Raw genomic sequence first — 18,196 nt, 5'->3', positions numbered from 1 at the left:
TTGTGTGTCATTTCCGGTTGGCAAGATTTTTCTTGCCAGGGTCCAGATGTTAATTTAGGTTAACGAGGATTGACCAATTTCCCCCAAATCAAGAAGCTTTCCTGTCGGAAAAATCCAACACCAATGGGAAGCTATCAAAACTCGTTTATTCATTGACATCATTTATGTTGATTCCTCGCACAAGCGTGCGAGATGGATCGCTCAAGCCATGTTTTCCGTCTCCCGCCTTTCTACCCATCGTCTGGCGCTACCGATATTCGCCGGCCTGAATCTGGTCAGCGCCCTGTGCATCGCGCAAACCGCCGTCAACCCGGAACAATTGCAACGCGAACGTGAACGCGCCCTGCGCCAGCAACAGGAACAGCGGCCGGACGTGGGCCTGGGTGGCCCCGTCGCCAGCCCGACGCTGCAGGCCTTTCCTGCAGAGGAGCAACCATGCCGGCTGATTTCGTCCATCACCCTGGAGGGCGATCAGGCCGAGCGCTTCCGCTTTGCGCTCGCCAGCGTGACTGGCGCGGACGGCGCGCTGGGGCGCTGTCTCGGTTCGCAGGGGGTCAATCTGGTGCTGGCCCGGGTGGAGAGCGCCATCGTGGCGCAGGGCTATACCACCACCCGGGTGCTGGCGCGCCCGCAGGACCTGTCGACGGGGCGGCTGGTGTTGAGCGTGCAGCCGGGGCGTGTGCGTCACATCCGCTTTGCTGCTGATGCAAGTGCCCGCGGCACCGCCATCAATGCCCTGCCGCTGCAGCCGGGCGACATCCTCAACCTGCGCGATATCGAGCAAGGGCTGGAAAACTTCAAGCGCCTGCCGACCGTGCAGGCCGACATCAAGATCACGCCCTCCGAGGATGCCGGTGCCGAGGCGGGCGACAGCGACCTGGTGATCCAGTATCAGCAGGCCTTCCCGTTCCGCCTGACGACCACGCTGGACGATGGCGGCGCCCGCGCCACCGGCAAGTATCTGCTCGGGCTGACGCTGGCCTATGACAACTGGTGGACGCTCAACGACCTCTTTTACGTGAGCGTCAGCCGCAGCCTGAACCACTACGGCGACCACGGCAGCCAAGCCTATACTCTGCATTACTCGCTGCCCTGGGGTGACTGGATGGGCGCGCTCACGATGTCGGGCAACCGTTATCACCAGACCGTGGCCGGGGCTTTCGAGAACTTCGTCTACAGCGGCCGTTCGGAGACCACCGAATTCAAGCTCTCGCGACTGGTCCGGCGCGATGCCGCCAGCAAGAGCACGGTCTTCGTCAAGGGCCTGCTGCGCACCGCCTACAACGCCATCGATGAACTGGAGATCGGTGCGCAGCAGCGTCGCACCAGCGCCTGGGAGGCGGGGCTGAACCACCGCCAGTTCATGGGCGACGCCATTGCCGACGCCACCCTCGCCTATCGTCGCTCACTGGACCGGCAAGGCAGCGAACCGGAGACGCCCTACGACCTGCCGCAGATCGCCTCGCGCTACGGCCTGTGGTTGCTGGATGCCTCGCTGAACGCGCCCTTCCAGCTGGCCTCGGCGCGTCTGCGCTACAGCGGCACGCTACGCGCGCAGTGGAACCGGGGAGCACTGCCGCCGCAGGACCAGTTTTCCATCGGTGGCCGCTATACCGTGCGTGGTTTCGATGGCGAGCTGACCCTGCAGGCCGAACGGGGCTGGTTCCTGCGCAATGAGCTGGCACTGGCCCTGGGCGACAGCGGACAGGAACTGTTTGCGGGTGTCGATACCGGAGCGGTGGCCGGACCGATGGCGCAGTACCTGACCGGTCGCCGGCTCACGGGTGCGGCGCTGGGCGTGCGCGGCAGCGTGGCAAAGATGAACTACGAGATGTCGCTGGCGACGCCCCTGGCCAAGCCGGTGGGCTTTGCCACGGCCGCACTGACCGGTGGCTTTAGCCTGCAGTGGTCGTTCTGAGCCAGTCGTCTGAGTTAGTCGTCCGAGCTAACTCGACGTGCGGGAAAAGTCCCACACCATCCCCGGCCAATGGCTGACTGTCGGCCGGGGCGGCTTGCTCAATAATGGCCGCCATGGACCATTGCCGGATGTCCCGGCGCCGCGTCCGAGGAGACCATCATGGACCGCAATGCTGCTCCCCCCGCCGATGCCCGTCACCAGGACGAGGCCGTCGACATCGCCCGTGCCAACCAGCTGCGCTACGTCAACGACGAGATGCCGGGCATCCGCCGCAGCCGCCATGGCAAGGGCTTTGCCTATCACGATGCGCAGGGCCAACTGATACGCGATGCCGACGTGCTGGCGCGCCTGAAGTCGCTGGCCATTCCACCGGCCTGGGAAGAGGTGTGGATCAGCCCCCATCACAACGGCCATATCCAGGCCACCGGGCGCGATGCGCGGGGTCGCAAGCAGTACCGCTATCACGCCCGCTGGCGCCTGGTGCGCGACGACGCCAAATACCTGCGCATGATCAGTTTCGCCCGCGCCCTGCCCACCATCCGCAAGGTGGTGGAGCAGGATCTGCAGCGGCCCGGCCTGCATCGGCAAAAGGTATTGGCGGCGGTGGTGCATCTGCTGCAGAGCACCTTCATGCGGGTCGGTAACGACGAATACGCGCGCCAAAACAAGTCCTTCGGGCTGACCACGCTGCGCCATCGCCATGTGCGGGTCGATGGCAGCGATGTGCTGTTCCGCTTCCGTGGCAAGAGCGGAGTGCAGCATGACATCACGCTGCATGATCCCTATGTGGCGCGCATCATCCGCAAGATGCGCGAATTGCCGGGGCAGGAGCTGTTCCAGTATGTGGATGACGACGGTGAGCGGCACTGCATCGACTCCGGCGACGTCAATGCCTATCTGCGCGAGGCAGCGGGCGAGGATTTCAGTGCCAAGGATTTCCGCACCTGGGCCGGCACGGTGCTGGCCACGCTGGCGCTGCAGGCCTTCGAGCGGGTGGACTCGCAGGCCCAGGCCAAGCAGAACGTGGTCCGCGCCATCGAGAACGTGGCACGCCGGCTGGGCAATACGCCGTCGATCTGTCGCAAATGCTATGTGCACCCGGCGGTGATCGAGAGCTATCTCGATGGCAGTTTCGCCGAGTTGCTGGAAGAGCGGGTGCAGGCCGAACTGGTGCAGGAGCTGCACGACCTGTCGCCGGAAGAGGCGGCGGTGCTGGCCTTGCTGCAACAGCGCCTGCACGAAGCCGATGATTCCCCTGCACGCCGGCCGGCGCGCAAAAAAGCGGCCCGCCGGACGAGCAGCACTGCGCGCAAGGCTGCACACGGCAGCGCGCACGCTGCACCAGCCTGATCGGCAGGATCGTTGCCCTCAGCGGGCGCGACGGAAGGTCAGGTTATAGCGGCAGCGACCGGTGAGCGGGTGCTCGCCATCGCGCAGCACATCCACGCCATGAAAGGCCAGCCGCGCCGGGCCGCCCCAGACCACCACATCCCCACTCTCCAGCCGCATGCGTTGCGGCTTGTCGCTACGCTCCACGCCACCAAAGAGGAAGGTCGCCGGCAAGCCGAGCGAGACCGAGACGATAGGCTGCTGCATGTCTTCTTCGTTACGGTCCTGGTGCAGCGACATGCGGGCGCCGGGGTCGTAGCGGTTGACCAGGCAGGCGTCCGGCAGAAAGGGAGCAAACCCGCCCGCCTCGGCCGCCCGCTGTGCCAGTGCGACGAATGCAGGCGGCATGTCGGGCCAGTGTTGCCCGGTCACCGGGTCCAGCGTCTGGTAGCGATAGCCACGACGGTCGGTCACCCAGCCGAATTGCCCGCAATTGCTCATCGCCACCGACATGCGAAAGCCGCCCGGCGTCTGCATGTTGCGCAAGGGAGAGTGTGCCAGCACGGTATCGATGGCAGCCACCAGCGTTGCAGCCTCCTCGTCGCTGACGAAGGCGCGCAGCAAGGTCGCGCCCTCGGTGATGCTCTCGATGTCGGGCTCGCGGGGCAGCGCGGCAAACAGGTCACCGGTCACGGCGCGGCCTTGGTGCGCGGGGGCGGCGTAGCGATGAACTCGGTGACCGTCTCCAGCGTCGGCGCCAGGAATCGCAGCGGCCGTGCCAGGCTGCCCACCAGGGAGGCGTGCGAGGTGTTGTCGAAGTAACGTTCCTCCACCGGCACCTGCTGTGCGCGCAGCAGTGTGGCCAGCCCGGCCGTATTGCGGGTGGCCGAGACCAGCTTGTCCTTGTGCGAGGCAATCAGCAGCGCGGGTGGCGCACCAGCCTGGACGTGGCGCACCGGTTGCGAATCAGGCGGCGAGTCGGGGGCAAAGAATACCGGCTTGACGTCCGGGTTTTCGATGGGCAGGAAGTCGTACGGCCCGGCCAGGCCGATCCATCCACGCAAGGCATCCGGCGAGGCGCCGGCCTGGCGCAGCCAGCGCGCGTCCAGGGCCAGCATGGCCGCGTTATAGGCACCGGCACTATGCCCCATGACGAAGACCCGTTGCGGATCGCCGCCCAGTTGGTGCAGGGAACGCAGGGTCCAGGCCAGGGCCTGGGCGCTGTCCTTGAGGAAATCCGGATAACGGACTTCGGGATAGACGCGATAGTCCGGCAGCACGGCGATGATGCCGCGAGAGCTCAAGGCTTCGCCGACGAAGGCGTAGTCCTTGCGGCTGCCTTCATTCCAGCTGCCGCCATAGAAGAAGACCACCACCGGCAAGCCCTTGGCGGTCGCCGCGTCGGCCTGCGCGGCCGGCCGGTAGATGTCCAGCTTCTGGCGTGGATTGTCGCTGTCGGCGTAGGCCACGCCTTCGGTCTTGATGTAGCTGGAGCTCGGGGTAACCGCGTTGATGGCCGATAGCGGCGAGCAGGCGATCAGGCCACCCAGAACCAGAACCGCGCCGGTGAAGGCGAGGCCGGCCTTGCCAAGAACATGCATGCACGACTCCTGCAATATGAAGTAACAGCCATTGTAGCCGCCTCTGCCCGCGCCTTCAGGCGGGCTTGCGGTTGGCGGTGGCTGGCTACGGCTGCGACTGCGGTTGCGGCGGTTGCGGCGGTTGCGCCACTGCCTCGCGCGCCAGCAAGGCCGCCTTGCGCTCGATGCCCCAGCGGTAGCCGGACGGTGATCCGTCCTGGCGCACGATGCGATGGCAGGGAATCAGCAAGGCAATCTCGTTGTGCGCGCAGGCGCTGGCCACCGCCCTCACCGCCGCCGGCTGGCCGATGCGGGCGGCCAGTTCGGCGTAGCTAAGGGTCACCCCCGGCGGTATCTCGCGCAGGGCCTGCCACACGCGCTGCTGGAAGGCCGTGCCACGCACGTCCAGCGGCAGCGTGGCGCCACGTTGCGGATCATCCAGCGCGGCCAGCACCTGCGCCAGCGTCTGCTCGAAGGCGGCATCGCCCGGCGCCAGTTCGGCCTGGGCAAACCGGTCCTGCAATTGCTGCACCAGGACCTCGGCATCCTCACCCAGGGTGACGGCGCAGATGCCCTGCTCGGTGGCCGCCACCAGCAAGGCGCCCAGCCAGCATTGCGCCACGGCGAAGCGGATTTTTTCGCCACGGCCGCCGTGGCGGTAGGCCGCCGGCTTCATGCCCAGGTCGGCATTGCGGTGGGCGTAGAAGCCACCGCTGGAATTGAAGCCTGCTTCGTAGAAGGCCTCGGTGACACTGGCGCGTGAGGCCAGCTGCTGACGCAGGCGCTGCGCCCGCCGGGCGTCGCCATAGGCCTTGGGGGTCAACCCGGTGTGGGCCTTGAAGAGCCGATGGAAGTGGTAGCGGCTCAAGCCGACGGCCTGGGCCAGGTCCTCGGTGGCGGGCGCCTGCTCGGCGGCTTCGATCAGGCGGCAGGCCTGGGCGATGGCCAGGGCCTGGCGCTCCTGCAGCGGCGGCAGGTCGGGCCGGCAGCGCTTGCAGGGGCGAAAACCAGCCGCTTCGGCAGCCACACAACTGGCGTGAAAGGCCACGTTCTTGCGCAAGGGCGTGCGCGCGCCGCAGGAGGGCTTGCAATAGACGCCGGTGCTCTTGACCGAATACCAGAACAGGCCGTCGAACGCCGGGTCGCGGCGCTGCACGGCCAGCCAGCGTTGCTGGTCGGCGAGGGACGGGTCGGTCAGTGACGGGTCGGCGGATGCGGGGCCCTCCTCCGTGGAGGGCGCGGGGGACGTAGGGGGCCTGGAAATCATCGGGGAGGTCGTACTCGGCATGGGGTGCTCCTGCTATCGGGTCAGGATGATTCTAGGCGCCCCCTGGTGGCGTCGCACTCGGGCGCTTGCTTTTGAATTCGCAAGCCACCCACCCTTTGCGTTCACTCCCTCATTGGGAGAAGCGAATGCGCTGGCGCGACTTCACCGGCTGCATGACGTGTTCCAGCGGCAGTTCGTGCGATTGCTTGACCTTCTTGAGGGTGATGTTGGATTTGACGTTGGTCACGCCAGGCAGGCGCAGCAGCCGGCTCATCATGAATTCGGAAAACGCCGCCAGGTCGGGAGCCACGATGCGCAGGATATAATCGCCCTCCCCCGTGACGGAAAAGCATTCGGTGACCTCTGGCATCGTTTCCACGGCTTTTTCGAACAACTCGCCCCGGGTTTCGCCCTGGCGATCCAGGGTGACGGTGGTGAAGGCCGTCACGCCCAGGCCGACCACCGCCGGGTCCAGCACGGCGGTGTAGCGTTCGATGACGTGGGCTTCTTCCAGGCGCTGCACGCGACGACTGATCTGGGAGGTGGACAAGTGAACTTTCAGTCCCAGTGCACTGTTGGTAATATGTCCGTCACGCTGCAGCTCGGTCAGCAAGGCCAGATCGTAGCGATCCACATTGATGATGCTCATTTATCTCTCCAATTTTCTTATTTAAGATTTATTTGTGCATATTAACCCCTAATTTGCGCAAAAAACAATCACAAATTGCAGTGGCGACGCAATAAACTCCTCGCATGGGCCGGGCTTGCCGGCCTTTCCAATCCGAGGAGACACAGATGGGCCACGCAGACAGCCAGATCAGCCAACTTGCCGCCGCCAGCACGGACCTGTTCGACAACCCCATGGGGACCGACGGTTTCGAGTTCGTCGAATACACCGCCGCCGACCCGGCCGCCATCGCCGGCGTGCTGGAACTGATGGGCTTTACCGCCGTGGCGCGTCACCGTTCCAAGAACGTGACCCTGTATCGCCAGGGCCAGATCAACTTCATCCTCAACGGTGAGCCGGACAGCAATGCCGCCGCCTTCGCCCAGGTGCATGGCGCCTCGGTCAATGCCATGGCCTTCCGCGTCAAGGATGCGGCCCTCGTCTACAAGCGCGCGCTGGAACTGGGCGCCGAAGGCGTGGAAGCCCGCCTGGGCCCGATGGAGCTGAACATCCCGGCCATCCGCGGCATCGGCGGCTCGCTGCTGTATCTGGTGGACCGCTATGGCGACAACGGCTCCATCTATGACGTCGATTTCCAGTTCTTCCCCGGCGTGGAGCGCAATCCCAAAGGCGTGGGCCTGACCTATATCGACCACCTGACCCATAACGTCATGCGCGGCGCCATGGATACCTGGTCGTCGTTCTATACGCGCCTGTTCAACTTCCGCGAGATCAAGTATTTCGACATCGAGGGCAAGGTCACCGGCCTGCGCTCGCGGGCCATGACCAGCCCGTGCGGCAAGATCCGCATTCCCATCAACGAGAGCGCGGACGACAAGTCGCAGATCGAGGAATTCATCAAGCAGTACAACGGCGAGGGCATCCAGCACATCGCCCTGGGCACCGACGACATCTACCAGACCGTGCGCGCCCTGTACGCTCGCGGGGTGCCATTGCAGGACACCATCGCCACCTACTACGACCTGGTGGAACGCCGCATCCCCGGCCATGGCGAAGACCTGGCCGCCCTGCGCGAACTGAAGATCCTCATCGATGGCGCCCCCACCGCCGGCCAGGGGCTGCTGTTGCAGATCTTCACCCAGAACCTGATCGGCCCGGTGTTCTATGAAATCATCCAGCGCAAGGGCAACGACGGCTTCGGCGAGGGCAATTTCAAGGCCTTGTTCGAATCCATCGAACTGGACCAGATGCGCCGCGGCGTCATCTGAGGCAGGCTCTGGCGGCAAGGCGCAGCGCCCGCTACGGGCCTGCGCCTTTTCGCTTTTTTACGTTTCGCGACTCAAGCTTTGCAGGAAGCTGCCGTAACTCTACCCAAAGGCAATCTTGCCTGAACCTGCAAGACTGGCGCCTCGACCGGGGCTGGAGTTCGCATGAACATCGCGTATGAACAAGAAAAAACTGCCGAGGCCAGCCACACCGCCCATGCAGACACGCTGGACCATGACCCCGCCGAACTGATCGAGCAGCTCAGTCACCACATCCTGATCCTGCAACAGCAGGCGCAGTCGCTGGCACGCTTCCCGGCCAATCGCGACGGCAAGCAGCAGCGCCAGTTGCTGCAGCAGCAGATCCGCACCCTCTACCAGCAATTGTTTGCGCTGGAGCAGCAACAGTCCCGTCAGCGCAGGCGCGGTGAGAATTACCTCAGCATGGCCCTGTCGGTGGCCGCCCATGCGGCCCACCACCACGCCCAGAGCGAGGCCCTGGCCGCAGTCGCCTGAGCCCTGCCCTCGCCGTTCTCTTCCGCTCCTTGCGTACCCTTCAATAGCGCAGCCGTGTCAGGCTGACCGCACACGCCAGCGCCGCCAGCCCGGCGGCGCAGCACAGCACCAGCGCATACGGTGCATCCGACCACGCCAGCAGCATGGCCACCACCGAGGCGCCCACGGTCTGCCCGGTCAGGCGCGCCGTGCCCAGCATGCCGCTGGCGCCACCGGTACGCTCACGCGGGGCGGCGCTGATCATGGTGCGGTTGTTGGGCGACTGGAACAGCCCGAAGCCAAACCCGCATATCGCAAACTGCAGCGCCATCAGGCCGTCCGGCGTGCCATGGTCGATCGTCAGCAGCGACAGCAGGCCCAGGCACATCACCCCGAGCCCTATCCCGCCCAGCAAACCCGCCGCGATACGGTCCGACAGCTTGCCCGCCACCACCCCGGTCAGGGCCACGGCAATCGGCCAGGCCGTCAACAACAGCCCGGCACGGGCGGCGCTGATGCCCAGGTAGTTCTGCAACATGAACGGCAGCATCACGAACACCGCCATCTGCGCCGCGAAGGAACAGAAGGAGGTGCCGATGGACAACGCAAACATGGGAATGCGCAGCAGGTCCAGCGGCAGCATGGGCGCGCTGGACGACTGCAGCTTGAGCAACAGGAACAAGCTCAGCCCGGTCAGCACGGCGCAGCCGGCCACCACCCAGACGCCCTGCAGATGGCCGACCGCATCGATGGTATAGAGCAGCAAGCCGATGAAGCACATGCACAGGAGCGCGCTCTGCCGGTCGAAGCGGCGCGGGGCCAGCGGATTGGTGGGCAGCGCCTTGTTGCCCACCACGAGCGCGGCCAGCCCGAGCGGGATATTGATCAGGAACAGCCAGTGCCAGGATGCCAGGTGCAGGATGAAGCCGGCCACGGTCGGCCCCAGGGCATTGCCGGTGCCGGCCACCAGGGCGTTGTAGCCGATGGCACGGCCCAGCAGGCGCGCCGGGTAGATGAAGCGGATCAGCGCCGTATTGACCGACAGGATGCCGGCCGCGCCCAGCCCCTGCAGCACCCGCGCCAGGCTCAGCTGCAGCATGTCATTGCTGGCGGCGCAGGCCAGCGAAGCCAGCGTGAAGAGGAACAGCCCGCCCAGATAGACGCGCCGGTAGCCCACCACCTCGCCCAGCGAAGCCAGCGGCAGCAGGCACACCGCCATGGCGATCTGGTAGCTGTTGATGACCCAGATGGCATCGGCATCGCTGGCCTTGAGATCAGCCGCCATCGACGGCAGCGCCAGGTTGGCGATGGAACCGTCCAGGACCGCGATGGTGATGCCCAGCACCACGGTGGCGATGGCGAGGAAGCGCTGCCGGGGCGGCAGGCCGTCGGCGTCATGCGGGGCGCCGCTGCGGGTCTGTACGTGCACTGTCTGCTTTCAAGGCTTGAGATGATCCGGGGACGCCGGGGCGTCCGAACGAGGGCGTTATGCTATCACCGCCCTGCCTCCTGCATGCGGTAGACCTCCCGGGCGGTACCACTGAAGAGCGCTGTGCGCTCGGGCGCGGACAGGTCCACCGTCAGCCGCTTGAAGGCATTCCACAGGCTGACATAGCCGAACATGCCCTTGTCCACCGGGAAATTGCTCTCGAACATGCAGCGCTGCGGACCGAAGAGGTCGATGCAGGTGTCGATATACGGTCGCCAGGCCTGGGCCAGCTGGATTGAATCCGGCGGTACGGCCTGATGATGGAAATCCCAGCCGCCCACGGGCATGCCCAGACCACCCAGCTTGAGCCAGACATTGGGCAGGGCCGCGATGGCGCGCATGCCGCGCTCCCACTCGCGTCGTGCTGCCTCACGCTGGCCGGCGTAGGGGCCGGCGCCGAGCGGGCCGCCGCAGTGATCCAGGACCAAGCGGGTGTCCGGGCAGGCCTGGGCCAGCGCCCGCACTTCATCCAGCTGGGTGTGATAGGCCCAGACGTCCAGCGACAGGTCGTAGCGCGCCAGCAGGCGTGCACCGGTGCGGAACCTGTCCTGCGCCAGCAGGCCGGGTGGTGGCGGCTGCGGGTTGCTGCGAATGACGGGATCGGCATGCCAGGCCGTGGTATTGCGGATGCCGCGCAGGCGGCCGTTGCCGGCCTGCTGCAGGGCTTCGACCACAGCCTGTACGTCGGCGCCCAGCATCAGGTCGGCAAAGCCGACGATGGCTGCGCAGGCGCGCACCGGGCCGTAAAGGCCGCTGGCCGATTGCGCCGCCACGCCATTGACGAACTCCACCTCGCCCACCGGTTGCATGGCCTGCGGCCCCTCCTGCCGGTACATCGAACGGCATTGCACGAACACCGTCTCGGTGATGCGATGGCCGCTGGACAGGTCGGCCATCCACTGCTCGAACAGGTAACGGTTGCCGGCGCGGTCCCACAGATGGTGGTGGGCGTCGATGATGGGCAGCTTCGGCTCCAGCACCGCTTCCTGCGTCAGGGCCAGCCAGTCGGGGCGTACCTGCAGGTGCGGCGAGGCGGCGGCATCAGCCATGGCGCGACACCGGCTGGCCGATCTGTTGGCAGCCCAGCCGCTTCAGGCTCGCATCGATCCAGCCACGGTCGCTGGTGCCGGCCTGGATGGCCGCCATCTGCGCCACCTCGGCATCATTCTTGGCCTTGGCGGCAGCGTAGACGGCGGCGATGTCGTCATAGCCCACGCACAGCAGGCCGTCGTAGTCGCCCACCACCAGGTCGCCCGGGGCAATCACCATGCCGTCGATGGCGATGGGAACATTGATCTCGCCGGGGCCATCCTTGTAGGGGCCGCGATGCGTGACACCGGCAGCGAACACCGGGAAGCTGCCGCCCTGGATGGCGTCCAGGTCGCGCACCGCGCCGTAGATGACGATGCCGCCCAGGCCACGCTGGATGGCGTGTGCCACCATCAGCTCGCCGATGATGGCGTTGGACAGGTCGCCCCCGGCATCGACCACCACGATGTCGCCCGGCTCGGCCAGGTCCAGGGCCTTGTGCACCATCAGGTTGTCACCCGGGCGCGACTTCACCGTGATGGCGGCGCCGGCCAGCTTGCCACCGCGATGCAGCGGCCGCAGGCGCGCACCCGCAGCGGTCATGCGTGCCATCGAATCGCTGATGTTGGCCACCGGGATGGCGGCGAAGTTCTTGACGTCTTGCGCGCTGACCTTGCGCACGCGCTCAAGAATGCGGAATCCTGCTGACATGGTGTTCTCCCTGCAAGAATGAAAAGTGAAAGGTTCAGCGCAAGCTGGCGCAGAAACGCTGGACACGCACGCAAGCCTCGCGCAGGCGCTCGGTGGAATCGGCATAGGACAGGCGGAAGTTCGGCCCCTGGCCGAAGGCGCTGCCATGCACCAGCGCCACACCCTCGGCCTGCAACAGGGCCGAGACGAAGTCCTCATCATTGCCGATGACCTGGCCGTCTTCGGTGCGCTTGCCGATCACACGCTCGCAGGAGGGGAAGACATAGAAAGCGCCTTCCGGCACCGGGCAATCCAGACCCTCGGCCTGGTTCAGCAGCGACACCACCAGGTCGCGCCGGCCCTGGAATACCTTGCGGCTTTCGTGGATGTAATCCTGGGGGCCGTTCAGAGCCTCCAGCGCGGCCCATTGCGAGACCGAGCTGGCGCCCGAGGTCAGCTGACCCTGGATCTTTTCCATGGCCTTGATCAGTGCCAGCGGACCGGCCGCGTAACCGATGCGCCAGCCGGTCATGGCATAGGCCTTGGAGACGCCGTTCATGGTCAGGGTGCGCTCGTAGAGTTCGGGCGCGATCTGGGCCGGGGTGGTGAATTCGAAGTCGCCGTAGGTCAGGTGTTCGTAGATGTCGTCGGAGAGGATCCAGACCTGCGGATGGCGCTTGAGCACCTCGGCCAGCGCGCAGATCTCGGCACGGGTGTAGGCTGCGCCGCTGGGGTTGCAGGGCGAGTTGAACATCAGCCACTTGGTGCGCGGGGTGATGGCAGCCTCCAGCGCTTCGGGGCGCAGCTTGTAGCCAGCTTCGCGGGTGGTCTTGGCGTACACCACGTGGCCGCCGCACAGGGCCACCAGTTCCGGATAGGAGACCCAGTAAGGGGCTGGCACGATCACTTCATCACCGGCATTGACCGTGGCCATCAGGGCATTGGCGATGACCTGCTTGCCGCCGTTGGAGATGATGGTCTGGGCCACGCTGTAGTCGAGCTGGTTCTCGCGCTTGAACTTGGCGACCACGGCTTCGCGCAGCTCGGTGATGCCGGCCACCGCCGTATAGCGGGTCTCGCCACGGGCGATGGCGGCGTAGGCGGCCTCTTTGATGTTCTCGGGGGTGTCGAAGTCGGGCTGGCCCGAACTGAGGGCGATCACGTTGCGGCCCTGGGCGGCCAGTTCGCGCGCCTTCTGGGTGACGGCGATGGTGGCCGAAGTCTTGATGCGGGAGAGTGAATCGGAAATGAATGCCATGGTGGTCTCGTCTTGTTGATCCCGGATCTCCGGGAAATCTTGGGGATGGTGCAATCAGGCGTGGCGGATGTCGGCCACGAACTTGCGGGCGCGCTCATGCTGCGGTCGCTCAAAGAAGTCCTGCGGGGTGGCGCGCTCCAGCACCTGGCCATCGGCCATGAAGATGAGGCGGTCGGCCACTTCGCGGGCAAAGCCCATCTCGTGGGTCACGCACACCATGGTCATGCCCTCGGCGGCCAGCTGCTTCATCACCTGCAGCACCTCGCCCACCATCTCCGGGTCCAGCGCCGAGGTCGGTTCGTCGAACAGCATCACTGGCGGCTTCATGGCCAGGGCGCGGGCAATCGCCACACGCTGCTGCTGGCCGCCCGAGAGCTGGCCGGGATAGGACTGCGCCTTGCCGGCCAGGCCCACCTTTTCCAGCAGGGCCATGGCGCTGTCGCGGGCGGCTTTCTCGGACAGTTTCAAGACCCGCATGGTGGCCAGCATGACGTTGCGCTCCACACTCATGTGCGGGAACAGGTTGAAGGACTGGAACACGAAGCCGATGCGGCTGCGCAGGCGGTTGATATCGACCCCGTTGCCGTGCACGTCCTGACCGTCCACGTAGATGTGACCGTCGTTGATGGGTTCGAGCCGGTTGATGGTGCGAATCAGGGTCGACTTGCCCGAGCCCGAGGGGCCACAGACGATCACCACTTCACCGCGCTTGATTTCTTCGTTGACGCCGCGCAGTGCGTGGTAGTCGCCGTACCACTTGTTCACATTGTTGAATCGGATCATCAGAGACTCCTGAATTGACGTTTTAGCTTGATGCGGCGCTCGGCCAGCCCCACCAGCGAACTGAGCAGGTAGCACAGCACGAAATAGGTCATGGCCAGCAGGAAGTACACCTGGAAGGGCTTGGTCAGCAGTTGCGCATTGACCTGGTAGGCCGCATAGGTGAGTTCGTTGACGCTGATGATGTAGGCCAGCGAGGTGTTCTTGATCAGCGAGATCAGCTGGTTGAGGATGCTGGGGATCATGTTGAACAGCGCCTGCGGCAGCACCACCTCGCGCAGCGTGGTGAAGTAGCTCATGCCCAGCGAGCGCGAGGCCTCGACCTGCCCTTGCGGAATGGCCTGGATGCCGGCCTTGATGACCTCGCCCAGGAAGGCGGTCTCATAGGCCACCAGCGCACAGATCACCGTGGTGGTGCCGGAGATGGACTTGCCGGTCAACAGCGGCACGATGAAGTAGGCCCAGAAGATCAGCATCAGCACCGGCAGCCCGCGCAGGGTATGCACGATGGCACCGGCCGGCCAGGCCACCCAGCGCACAGTGCTGGTACGGGCGATGCCGAACAGCACCGCCAGCGGGAAGGCGCAGACCAGGCCGGTCACCGCCAGGATCAGTGTCAGGGCCAGGCCGCCCAGCGGACCATGCGGGAATTCGCCGATCAGCAGCTGCAGGCCGTAGGTGCGGAGGATGTCGAAGATATCGAGGATAGCGTGCATGTCAGCGCCCCTTCACTTTCAGATGGCGGCCGTTGTACCAGCCACCGATGGCCATGATCGACCACGACATCAGCAGGTAGAAGGCCGAGGCCAGGGCGAAGGTTTCGAAGGTGCGATAGGTTTCGTTTTCGATCTGGCGACTGGAGTAGGTCATCTCGGCCACGCCGATGGCCATGGCCAGGCTGGTGGACTTGAACAGCGACAGCGACTGGTTCACCAGTGGCGGCACCGAGATGCGGATGGCCTGCGGCAGCAGCACGTCGCGCATCGATTGCAGGTAGGACAGGCCCAGCGCGCGCGCCGCTTCCATCTGGGTGGCCGCCACCGAGCGCATGCCGCTGCGCAGGTCTTCCGACATATAGGCGGCACTGTTGAGGGACAGCGCGATCAGGGCAAAGATGAATTCGCCGTTGTGGTTGTTGATGAAGTCGGTGATCCAGGCGGGCAGAAGTTCGGGAATGCCGAAATACCAGACGAATATCTGTACCAGTCCCGGCACGTTGCGGTGGTAGTTGACGTAGCCGGCGATGAGCCACTCCAGCGGCGGCAGCGCCAGGGTGCGCAGGCCCACCAGCAGCACCGCCAGCATAAAGGCGCAGACCCAGGCCGCCGCGAACAGCCACAGCGTGGTGAAGGCGCCGCCGATGAGCCAGTGCAGGTACTGGCCATGCAACACCGCGCCGAAATCAAGATTGAGCATGTGAGCGCTTCCTTGCTAGAACAGCCTGGTGCAGGAAAATCGCCAGGCGAAGGGTAAGCCGGTCCCGCACGCACCGGCCGGGCCGGTGCGCGTGATCCTTGTTGCAGCGGGAACGAAGGCTTGAGTGAAGGGCTTACTGGAAGGCGGAGATCGGCGTGAGCTTCTTCTCGCGCGGGATGTTGAACTTGGTATTGGGGCCGAACCACTTGTTCCAGAGGGCGTCGGTCTCGCCACTCTTTTCCAGTTTTTCGAGGGCGTCGTTGACGGCGGCCAGCAGGGCCGGCTCATCCTTCTTCACGCCCATGGCGGTCGGTTCCCAGGCCAGTTCGCCATTGAGGAACTTGTACTTGCCCTCGGATTCGTTGACGAAGCGGATGCCCGAAGGCTGCGACAGCGCCAGTCCCTGTACCTTGTTCTGGGCCAGCGCCAGGAAGGCGGCCGGAGTGTCCTGGAAGGTCAGGATGGTGGCCTTGGGCAGGACGCGGCGGGCATACAGCTCAGGGGTGGAACCCTTGTTGGCGCTGATGCGCTTTTCGGCCAGGTCCTCGACCTTGTTGAAGCCGCCGTTGCTGTGGGCGATCAGCTTGATCGGTGTCTGGTAGTGCGCAGCGGTGAAATCGATCTGCTGGGCGCGCTCCTTGGTATAGCCCAGCGCGGCCACCACCAGGTCGACCCGGCCCAGCGTCAGTTCCGGGATGCGCGCCTCCACCGAGACCCCCTTGTGTTCCAGCTTCACTCCCAACTGCTTGGCGACCGCATTGCACATGTCGACGTCGAAGCCGACGATCTGGCGCGTGGCCGGATCGGGAAAGCCCAGGGGTTCGCTGCTGGTCAGGGTGGCGCACACCAGGGTGCCGCGTGCCTTGATATCGGCCAGGCGGTCAGCGTGCGCGGCCGTGGAAAACACCAGCGAAACGGCCGCAGCCGCGATTGCCATACAGGTCTTGTTGAAGCGCCCCAAAGTCATTTTCTATCCTTTCCCAGGTTGAACAACGAACATCGATGAAATAAATCATAATTGCATTATGATTTTTAAACAAGCACAATTTGTCCTTATATTTCAGATACTTAGGACATGCATCGCGGCGGTGCAAAAATCCCTGAAATGGGCATGCAGATTCCCGCCGGCGGTGCAGAGAAGACCGCTGGTGGCGATTTTTTGGTGCGCCGCGCCAATCGAAAAAGGTGATAACCTCGCCCCATTCCGAAATTCGACGTCGATTTATGAAAAAAGAGAGTGAGCCCGACAAAAAGGATGCGGCACCCGACCGCACCGTGCTCGGTGCCGAACGCAGCCTGGCCATCCTGAGCGCCTTCATCGATGCCCCCGAGCCGTTCGGCCTGACCGAGCTGGAAGCCCGGACGGGACTGTTCAAGAGCGTGATCCACCGCTACATGATGTCCTTCATCAAGGCGGGTTATGTCGTGCAACGTGCTGACAATTCCTACCAGCTGGGGCCGCGCGCCTACCAGCTGGGCAAGGCCTTCGAGGCCCGGTTCGACTATGCCGACTTCATCATGCCCACGCTGGAGAAGCTGGTGCGCGAGACCGGCGAAAGCACCGCCTTCTACATCCGCCAGCAGGAGCAGCGGCTGTGCCTGTATGCGGCCGAGACCCCGGCCTCGGTGAAGGCCACCGTCAAGGCGGGTAGCCTGTTCCCGATCGACCAAACCTCCAGTGCGCAGGTACTGCGTTTCTTCTCGGTGCCGGGCAATGCGGCGCGCTCGGGTGGGCGCTATGTCTGCATTTCGGTGGGGATCAACAATCCGCTGTCGTCATCGATGTCGGCCCCGGTGTTCGGGCCTGGCAACGCGCTGGTGGGGTCACTGACCATCTTCGGCCTGACCTTGCGCTTCGATCCGGCCGCCAGCGGCGCCATGCGCGCTACCCTGCTGCAGATGGCGCAGGAATTGTCGACACGACTGGGCGCGTCGCCCCAGGTCTATCAGGCGCCGAGTGCGGACATCTTCGATGAAGCTGCGGCACAGGCAGCACTGGCGGCACAGGCAGTCCAATCCACACAGGCCACGGTCGGCGACGGATGAAAAAAAACGATGCCGCGGCATCGTTTTTTTTCATCGTCCCTAACGCAGGCTGGCAATGGGCGTGAGCTTCTTGTCGCGGGGGATGTTGAACTTGGTCTTGGGCCCGAACCAGCGACTCCACAGGGCATCGATCTCGCCCTCCTTCTCCATCTCCATCAGACCCTGATTGACGGCGGCCAGCAATCGATGCTCGCCCTTCTTGACACCCAGCGCGGTGGGCTCCCAGGCCAGGGCCCCTTCCACGAAGCGAAAACGTCCCGTGGATTCGTTGACGAAGCGCACGCCCGAAGGCATGGAGATGGCCAGTGCGTCCACCTTGCCCTGCGCCAGCGCCAGGAAGGCCTGCGGAGTATCGACAAAGCCCAGGACCGTGGCCTTGGGCAGTACGCGGCGCGCGGCCTGTTCCGGGGTGGAGCTGCGATTGGCGCTGATGCGCTTGTCGGCCAGGTCCGATACAAGGTTCAGGCCGGAGTCGGATTGCACGATCAGCTTGATCGGGTTCTGGTAATGGGAGGCGGTGAAATCGATCTGGTGTGCCCGTTCGCGGGTGTAACCCAGCGCCGCCGAGACCAGGTCGGCTTCGCCATGGATCAGCGCCGGCAGGCGGGCTTCCACGGTCACGCTCTTCTGTTGCATCTGCACGCCCAGCTTGCGCGCCACCGCGGCACACATGTCGACATCGAAGCCGACCACCTGCCGGGTCTGCGGGTCGGGATAGCCTAGGGGTTCGTTATTGGCCAGCGTGGCACAGACCAGGATGCCGCGTGCCTGGATGTCGGCCAGCCGGTCGGCATGCGCCGCAGCCGGAAAAAGCCAGGCACTGGCCAACAGCAAGCTGCCCATGCCCAGTTTCTTCATATGCTGCGAAATCATTTTCATGCTTTTCCTCATTGAATATCGAGAATAGCCTGAAACAATCCCAAATGTCACTTACAGCAGACGGCGGCATGCACACCTGTCCAAAAAACCATCTGTATCTGCACACTGCCAGGGACAGCTGGTCGTC

18 protein-coding genes are annotated in these 18,196 nt (G+C 64.7%); 5 read left to right on the top strand and 13 right to left on the bottom strand.

The features are described from left to right. Positions 1-208 precede the first annotated feature (208 nt). Positions 209-1,918 carry a ShlB/FhaC/HecB family hemolysin secretion/activation protein gene (locus BTM36_RS02700; protein ID WP_168189729.1) on the top strand — a complete coding sequence of 570 codons (1,710 nt, stop codon included), beginning with the start codon at positions 209-211 and terminating at the stop codon, positions 1,916-1,918. A gap of 159 nt (positions 1,919-2,077) precedes the next feature. Then, a complete protein-coding gene (locus BTM36_RS02695) occupies positions 2,078-3,268 on the top strand; it encodes a DNA topoisomerase IB (protein WP_077235125.1) in 1,191 nt (396 codons plus the stop codon). 18 nt (positions 3,269-3,286) lie between these two features. Here the strand turns inward: BTM36_RS02695 and alkB are convergent, their stop codons facing one another. From alkB to BTM36_RS02675, 4 genes are all read right to left on the bottom strand, one after another. Continuing rightward, positions 3,287-3,940 carry a DNA oxidative demethylase AlkB gene (gene alkB, locus BTM36_RS02690; RefSeq protein ID WP_077235124.1) on the bottom strand — a complete coding sequence of 218 codons (654 nt, stop codon included), beginning with the start codon at positions 3,938-3,940 and terminating at the stop codon, positions 3,287-3,289. After that, positions 3,937-4,848 carry an alpha/beta hydrolase gene (locus BTM36_RS02685; protein ID WP_077235123.1) on the bottom strand — a complete coding sequence of 304 codons (912 nt, stop codon included), beginning with the start codon at positions 4,846-4,848 and terminating at the stop codon, positions 3,937-3,939. The genes alkB and BTM36_RS02685 overlap by 4 nt, the downstream gene beginning before the upstream one ends. Before the next feature lie 85 nt (positions 4,849-4,933). Further along, entirely contained in the window at positions 4,934-6,115 is a 1,182-nt protein-coding gene (ada, locus tag BTM36_RS02680; RefSeq protein ID WP_254426894.1) for a bifunctional DNA-binding transcriptional regulator/O6-methylguanine-DNA methyltransferase Ada, read from the bottom strand. 109 nt (positions 6,116-6,224) lie between these two features. Beyond that, the gene (locus BTM36_RS02675; protein ID WP_006464522.1) at positions 6,225-6,743 is read right to left on the bottom strand and encodes an Lrp/AsnC family transcriptional regulator; all 519 of its coding nucleotides are present in this window, start codon (positions 6,741-6,743) and stop codon (positions 6,225-6,227) included. 146 nt (positions 6,744-6,889) lie between these two features. Here BTM36_RS02675 and hppD point away from each other — a divergent pair, with 146 nt between their 5' ends. Together hppD and BTM36_RS02665 are read left to right on the top strand one after the other, a co-directional pair. Then, positions 6,890-7,990 carry a 4-hydroxyphenylpyruvate dioxygenase gene (gene hppD, locus BTM36_RS02670; protein WP_077235122.1) on the top strand — a complete coding sequence of 367 codons (1,101 nt, stop codon included), beginning with the start codon at positions 6,890-6,892 and terminating at the stop codon, positions 7,988-7,990. A gap of 162 nt (positions 7,991-8,152) precedes the next feature. Continuing rightward, positions 8,153-8,503 (top strand): FlxA-like family protein, encoded by a 351-nt coding sequence (locus BTM36_RS02665; RefSeq protein WP_077235121.1) that lies wholly within the window; start codon positions 8,153-8,155, stop codon positions 8,501-8,503. 40 nt (positions 8,504-8,543) lie between these two features. On the opposite strand, the gene BTM36_RS02660 is transcribed toward BTM36_RS02665, so the two are convergent. The 8 genes from BTM36_RS02660 to BTM36_RS02625 all read right to left on the bottom strand — a co-directional run bounded on the left by BTM36_RS02660 (position 8,544) and on the right by BTM36_RS02625 (position 16,081). Next, positions 8,544-9,911 (bottom strand): MFS transporter, encoded by a 1,368-nt coding sequence (locus BTM36_RS02660; protein ID WP_077235120.1) that lies wholly within the window; start codon positions 9,909-9,911, stop codon positions 8,544-8,546. Between the two features lie 65 nt (positions 9,912-9,976). Next, positions 9,977-11,020, bottom strand: coding sequence for an amidohydrolase (locus BTM36_RS02655; protein ID WP_077235119.1), 1,044 nt, complete (start codon positions 11,018-11,020; stop codon positions 9,977-9,979). Beyond that, positions 11,013-11,711, bottom strand: coding sequence for an RraA family protein (locus tag BTM36_RS02650; RefSeq protein ID WP_077235118.1), 699 nt, complete (start codon positions 11,709-11,711; stop codon positions 11,013-11,015). The genes BTM36_RS02655 and BTM36_RS02650 overlap by 8 nt, the downstream gene beginning before the upstream one ends. 34 nt (positions 11,712-11,745) lie before the next feature. Next, on the bottom strand, positions 11,746-12,948 hold the full coding sequence (locus BTM36_RS02645) for a pyridoxal phosphate-dependent aminotransferase (protein WP_077235117.1): 1,203 nt from the start codon (positions 12,946-12,948) through the stop codon (positions 11,746-11,748). 54 nt (positions 12,949-13,002) lie between these two features. Continuing rightward, a complete protein-coding gene (locus BTM36_RS02640) occupies positions 13,003-13,731 on the bottom strand; it encodes an amino acid ABC transporter ATP-binding protein (RefSeq protein ID WP_006464515.1) in 729 nt (242 codons plus the stop codon). Continuing rightward, the gene (locus BTM36_RS02635) at positions 13,731-14,444 is read right to left on the bottom strand and encodes an amino acid ABC transporter permease (protein WP_077235116.1); all 714 of its coding nucleotides are present in this window, start codon (positions 14,442-14,444) and stop codon (positions 13,731-13,733) included. Before BTM36_RS02635 ends, BTM36_RS02640 begins: the two co-directional genes overlap by 1 nt. A gap of 1 nt (position 14,445) precedes the next feature. Beyond that, positions 14,446-15,144 carry an amino acid ABC transporter permease gene (locus BTM36_RS02630; protein WP_077235115.1) on the bottom strand — a complete coding sequence of 233 codons (699 nt, stop codon included), beginning with the start codon at positions 15,142-15,144 and terminating at the stop codon, positions 14,446-14,448. A gap of 133 nt (positions 15,145-15,277) precedes the next feature. Then, on the bottom strand, positions 15,278-16,081 hold the full coding sequence (locus BTM36_RS02625) for an ABC transporter substrate-binding protein (RefSeq protein ID WP_051110930.1): 804 nt from the start codon (positions 16,079-16,081) through the stop codon (positions 15,278-15,280). Between the two features lie 287 nt (positions 16,082-16,368). Between BTM36_RS02625 and BTM36_RS02620 the strand changes: the two genes are divergently transcribed. Further along, the gene (locus BTM36_RS02620; RefSeq protein WP_077235114.1) at positions 16,369-17,190 is read left to right on the top strand and encodes an IclR family transcriptional regulator; all 822 of its coding nucleotides are present in this window, start codon (positions 16,369-16,371) and stop codon (positions 17,188-17,190) included. A gap of 39 nt (positions 17,191-17,229) precedes the next feature. On the opposite strand, the gene BTM36_RS02615 is transcribed toward BTM36_RS02620, so the two are convergent. Beyond that, positions 17,230-18,069: an ABC transporter substrate-binding protein gene (locus BTM36_RS02615; RefSeq protein ID WP_077235113.1), complete on the bottom strand. Its 840-nt coding sequence runs from the start codon at positions 18,067-18,069 to the stop codon at positions 17,230-17,232. Positions 18,070-18,196: the final 127 nt, after the last annotated feature.

This window comes from Herbaspirillum sp. VT-16-41, assembly GCF_001994935.1.
GTDB classification, from domain to species: Bacteria; Pseudomonadota; Gammaproteobacteria; order Burkholderiales; family Burkholderiaceae_D; genus Herbaspirillum; species Herbaspirillum frisingense.
This window is presented reverse-complemented; position numbering and strand designations above follow the sequence as displayed.

Coding starts and splice junctions, on each gene's coding strand:
- hppD (WP_077235122.1), top strand. CDS start 6,890: ATGGGCCACGCAGACAGCCAGATCAGCCAACTTGCCGCCGCCAGCACG.
- BTM36_RS02665 (WP_077235121.1), top strand. CDS start 8,153: ATGAACATCGCGTATGAACAAGAAAAAACTGCCGAGGCCAGCCACACC.
- BTM36_RS02615 (WP_077235113.1), bottom strand. CDS start 18,069: ATGAAAATGATTTCGCAGCATATGAAGAAACTGGGCATGGGCAGCTTG.
- BTM36_RS02695 (WP_077235125.1), top strand. CDS start 2,078: ATGGACCGCAATGCTGCTCCCCCCGCCGATGCCCGTCACCAGGACGAG.
- BTM36_RS02675 (WP_006464522.1), bottom strand. CDS start 6,743: ATGAGCATCATCAATGTGGATCGCTACGATCTGGCCTTGCTGACCGAG.
- BTM36_RS02630 (WP_077235115.1), bottom strand. CDS start 15,144: ATGCTCAATCTTGATTTCGGCGCGGTGTTGCATGGCCAGTACCTGCAC.
- BTM36_RS02625 (WP_051110930.1), bottom strand. CDS start 16,081: ATGGCAATCGCGGCTGCGGCCGTTTCGCTGGTGTTTTCCACGGCCGCG.
- BTM36_RS02620 (WP_077235114.1), top strand. CDS start 16,369: ATGAAAAAAGAGAGTGAGCCCGACAAAAAGGATGCGGCACCCGACCGC.
- BTM36_RS02645 (WP_077235117.1), bottom strand. CDS start 12,948: ATGGCATTCATTTCCGATTCACTCTCCCGCATCAAGACTTCGGCCACC.
- BTM36_RS02685 (WP_077235123.1), bottom strand. CDS start 4,848: ATGCATGTTCTTGGCAAGGCCGGCCTCGCCTTCACCGGCGCGGTTCTG.
- BTM36_RS02700 (WP_168189729.1), top strand. CDS start 209: ATGTTTTCCGTCTCCCGCCTTTCTACCCATCGTCTGGCGCTACCGATA.
- ada (WP_254426894.1), bottom strand. CDS start 6,115: ATGCCGAGTACGACCTCCCCGATGATTTCCAGGCCCCCTACGTCCCCC.
- BTM36_RS02655 (WP_077235119.1), bottom strand. CDS start 11,020: ATGGCTGATGCCGCCGCCTCGCCGCACCTGCAGGTACGCCCCGACTGG.
- BTM36_RS02640 (WP_006464515.1), bottom strand. CDS start 13,731: ATGATCCGATTCAACAATGTGAACAAGTGGTACGGCGACTACCACGCA.
- BTM36_RS02635 (WP_077235116.1), bottom strand. CDS start 14,444: ATGCACGCTATCCTCGATATCTTCGACATCCTCCGCACCTACGGCCTG.
- BTM36_RS02650 (WP_077235118.1), bottom strand. CDS start 11,711: ATGTCAGCAGGATTCCGCATTCTTGAGCGCGTGCGCAAGGTCAGCGCG.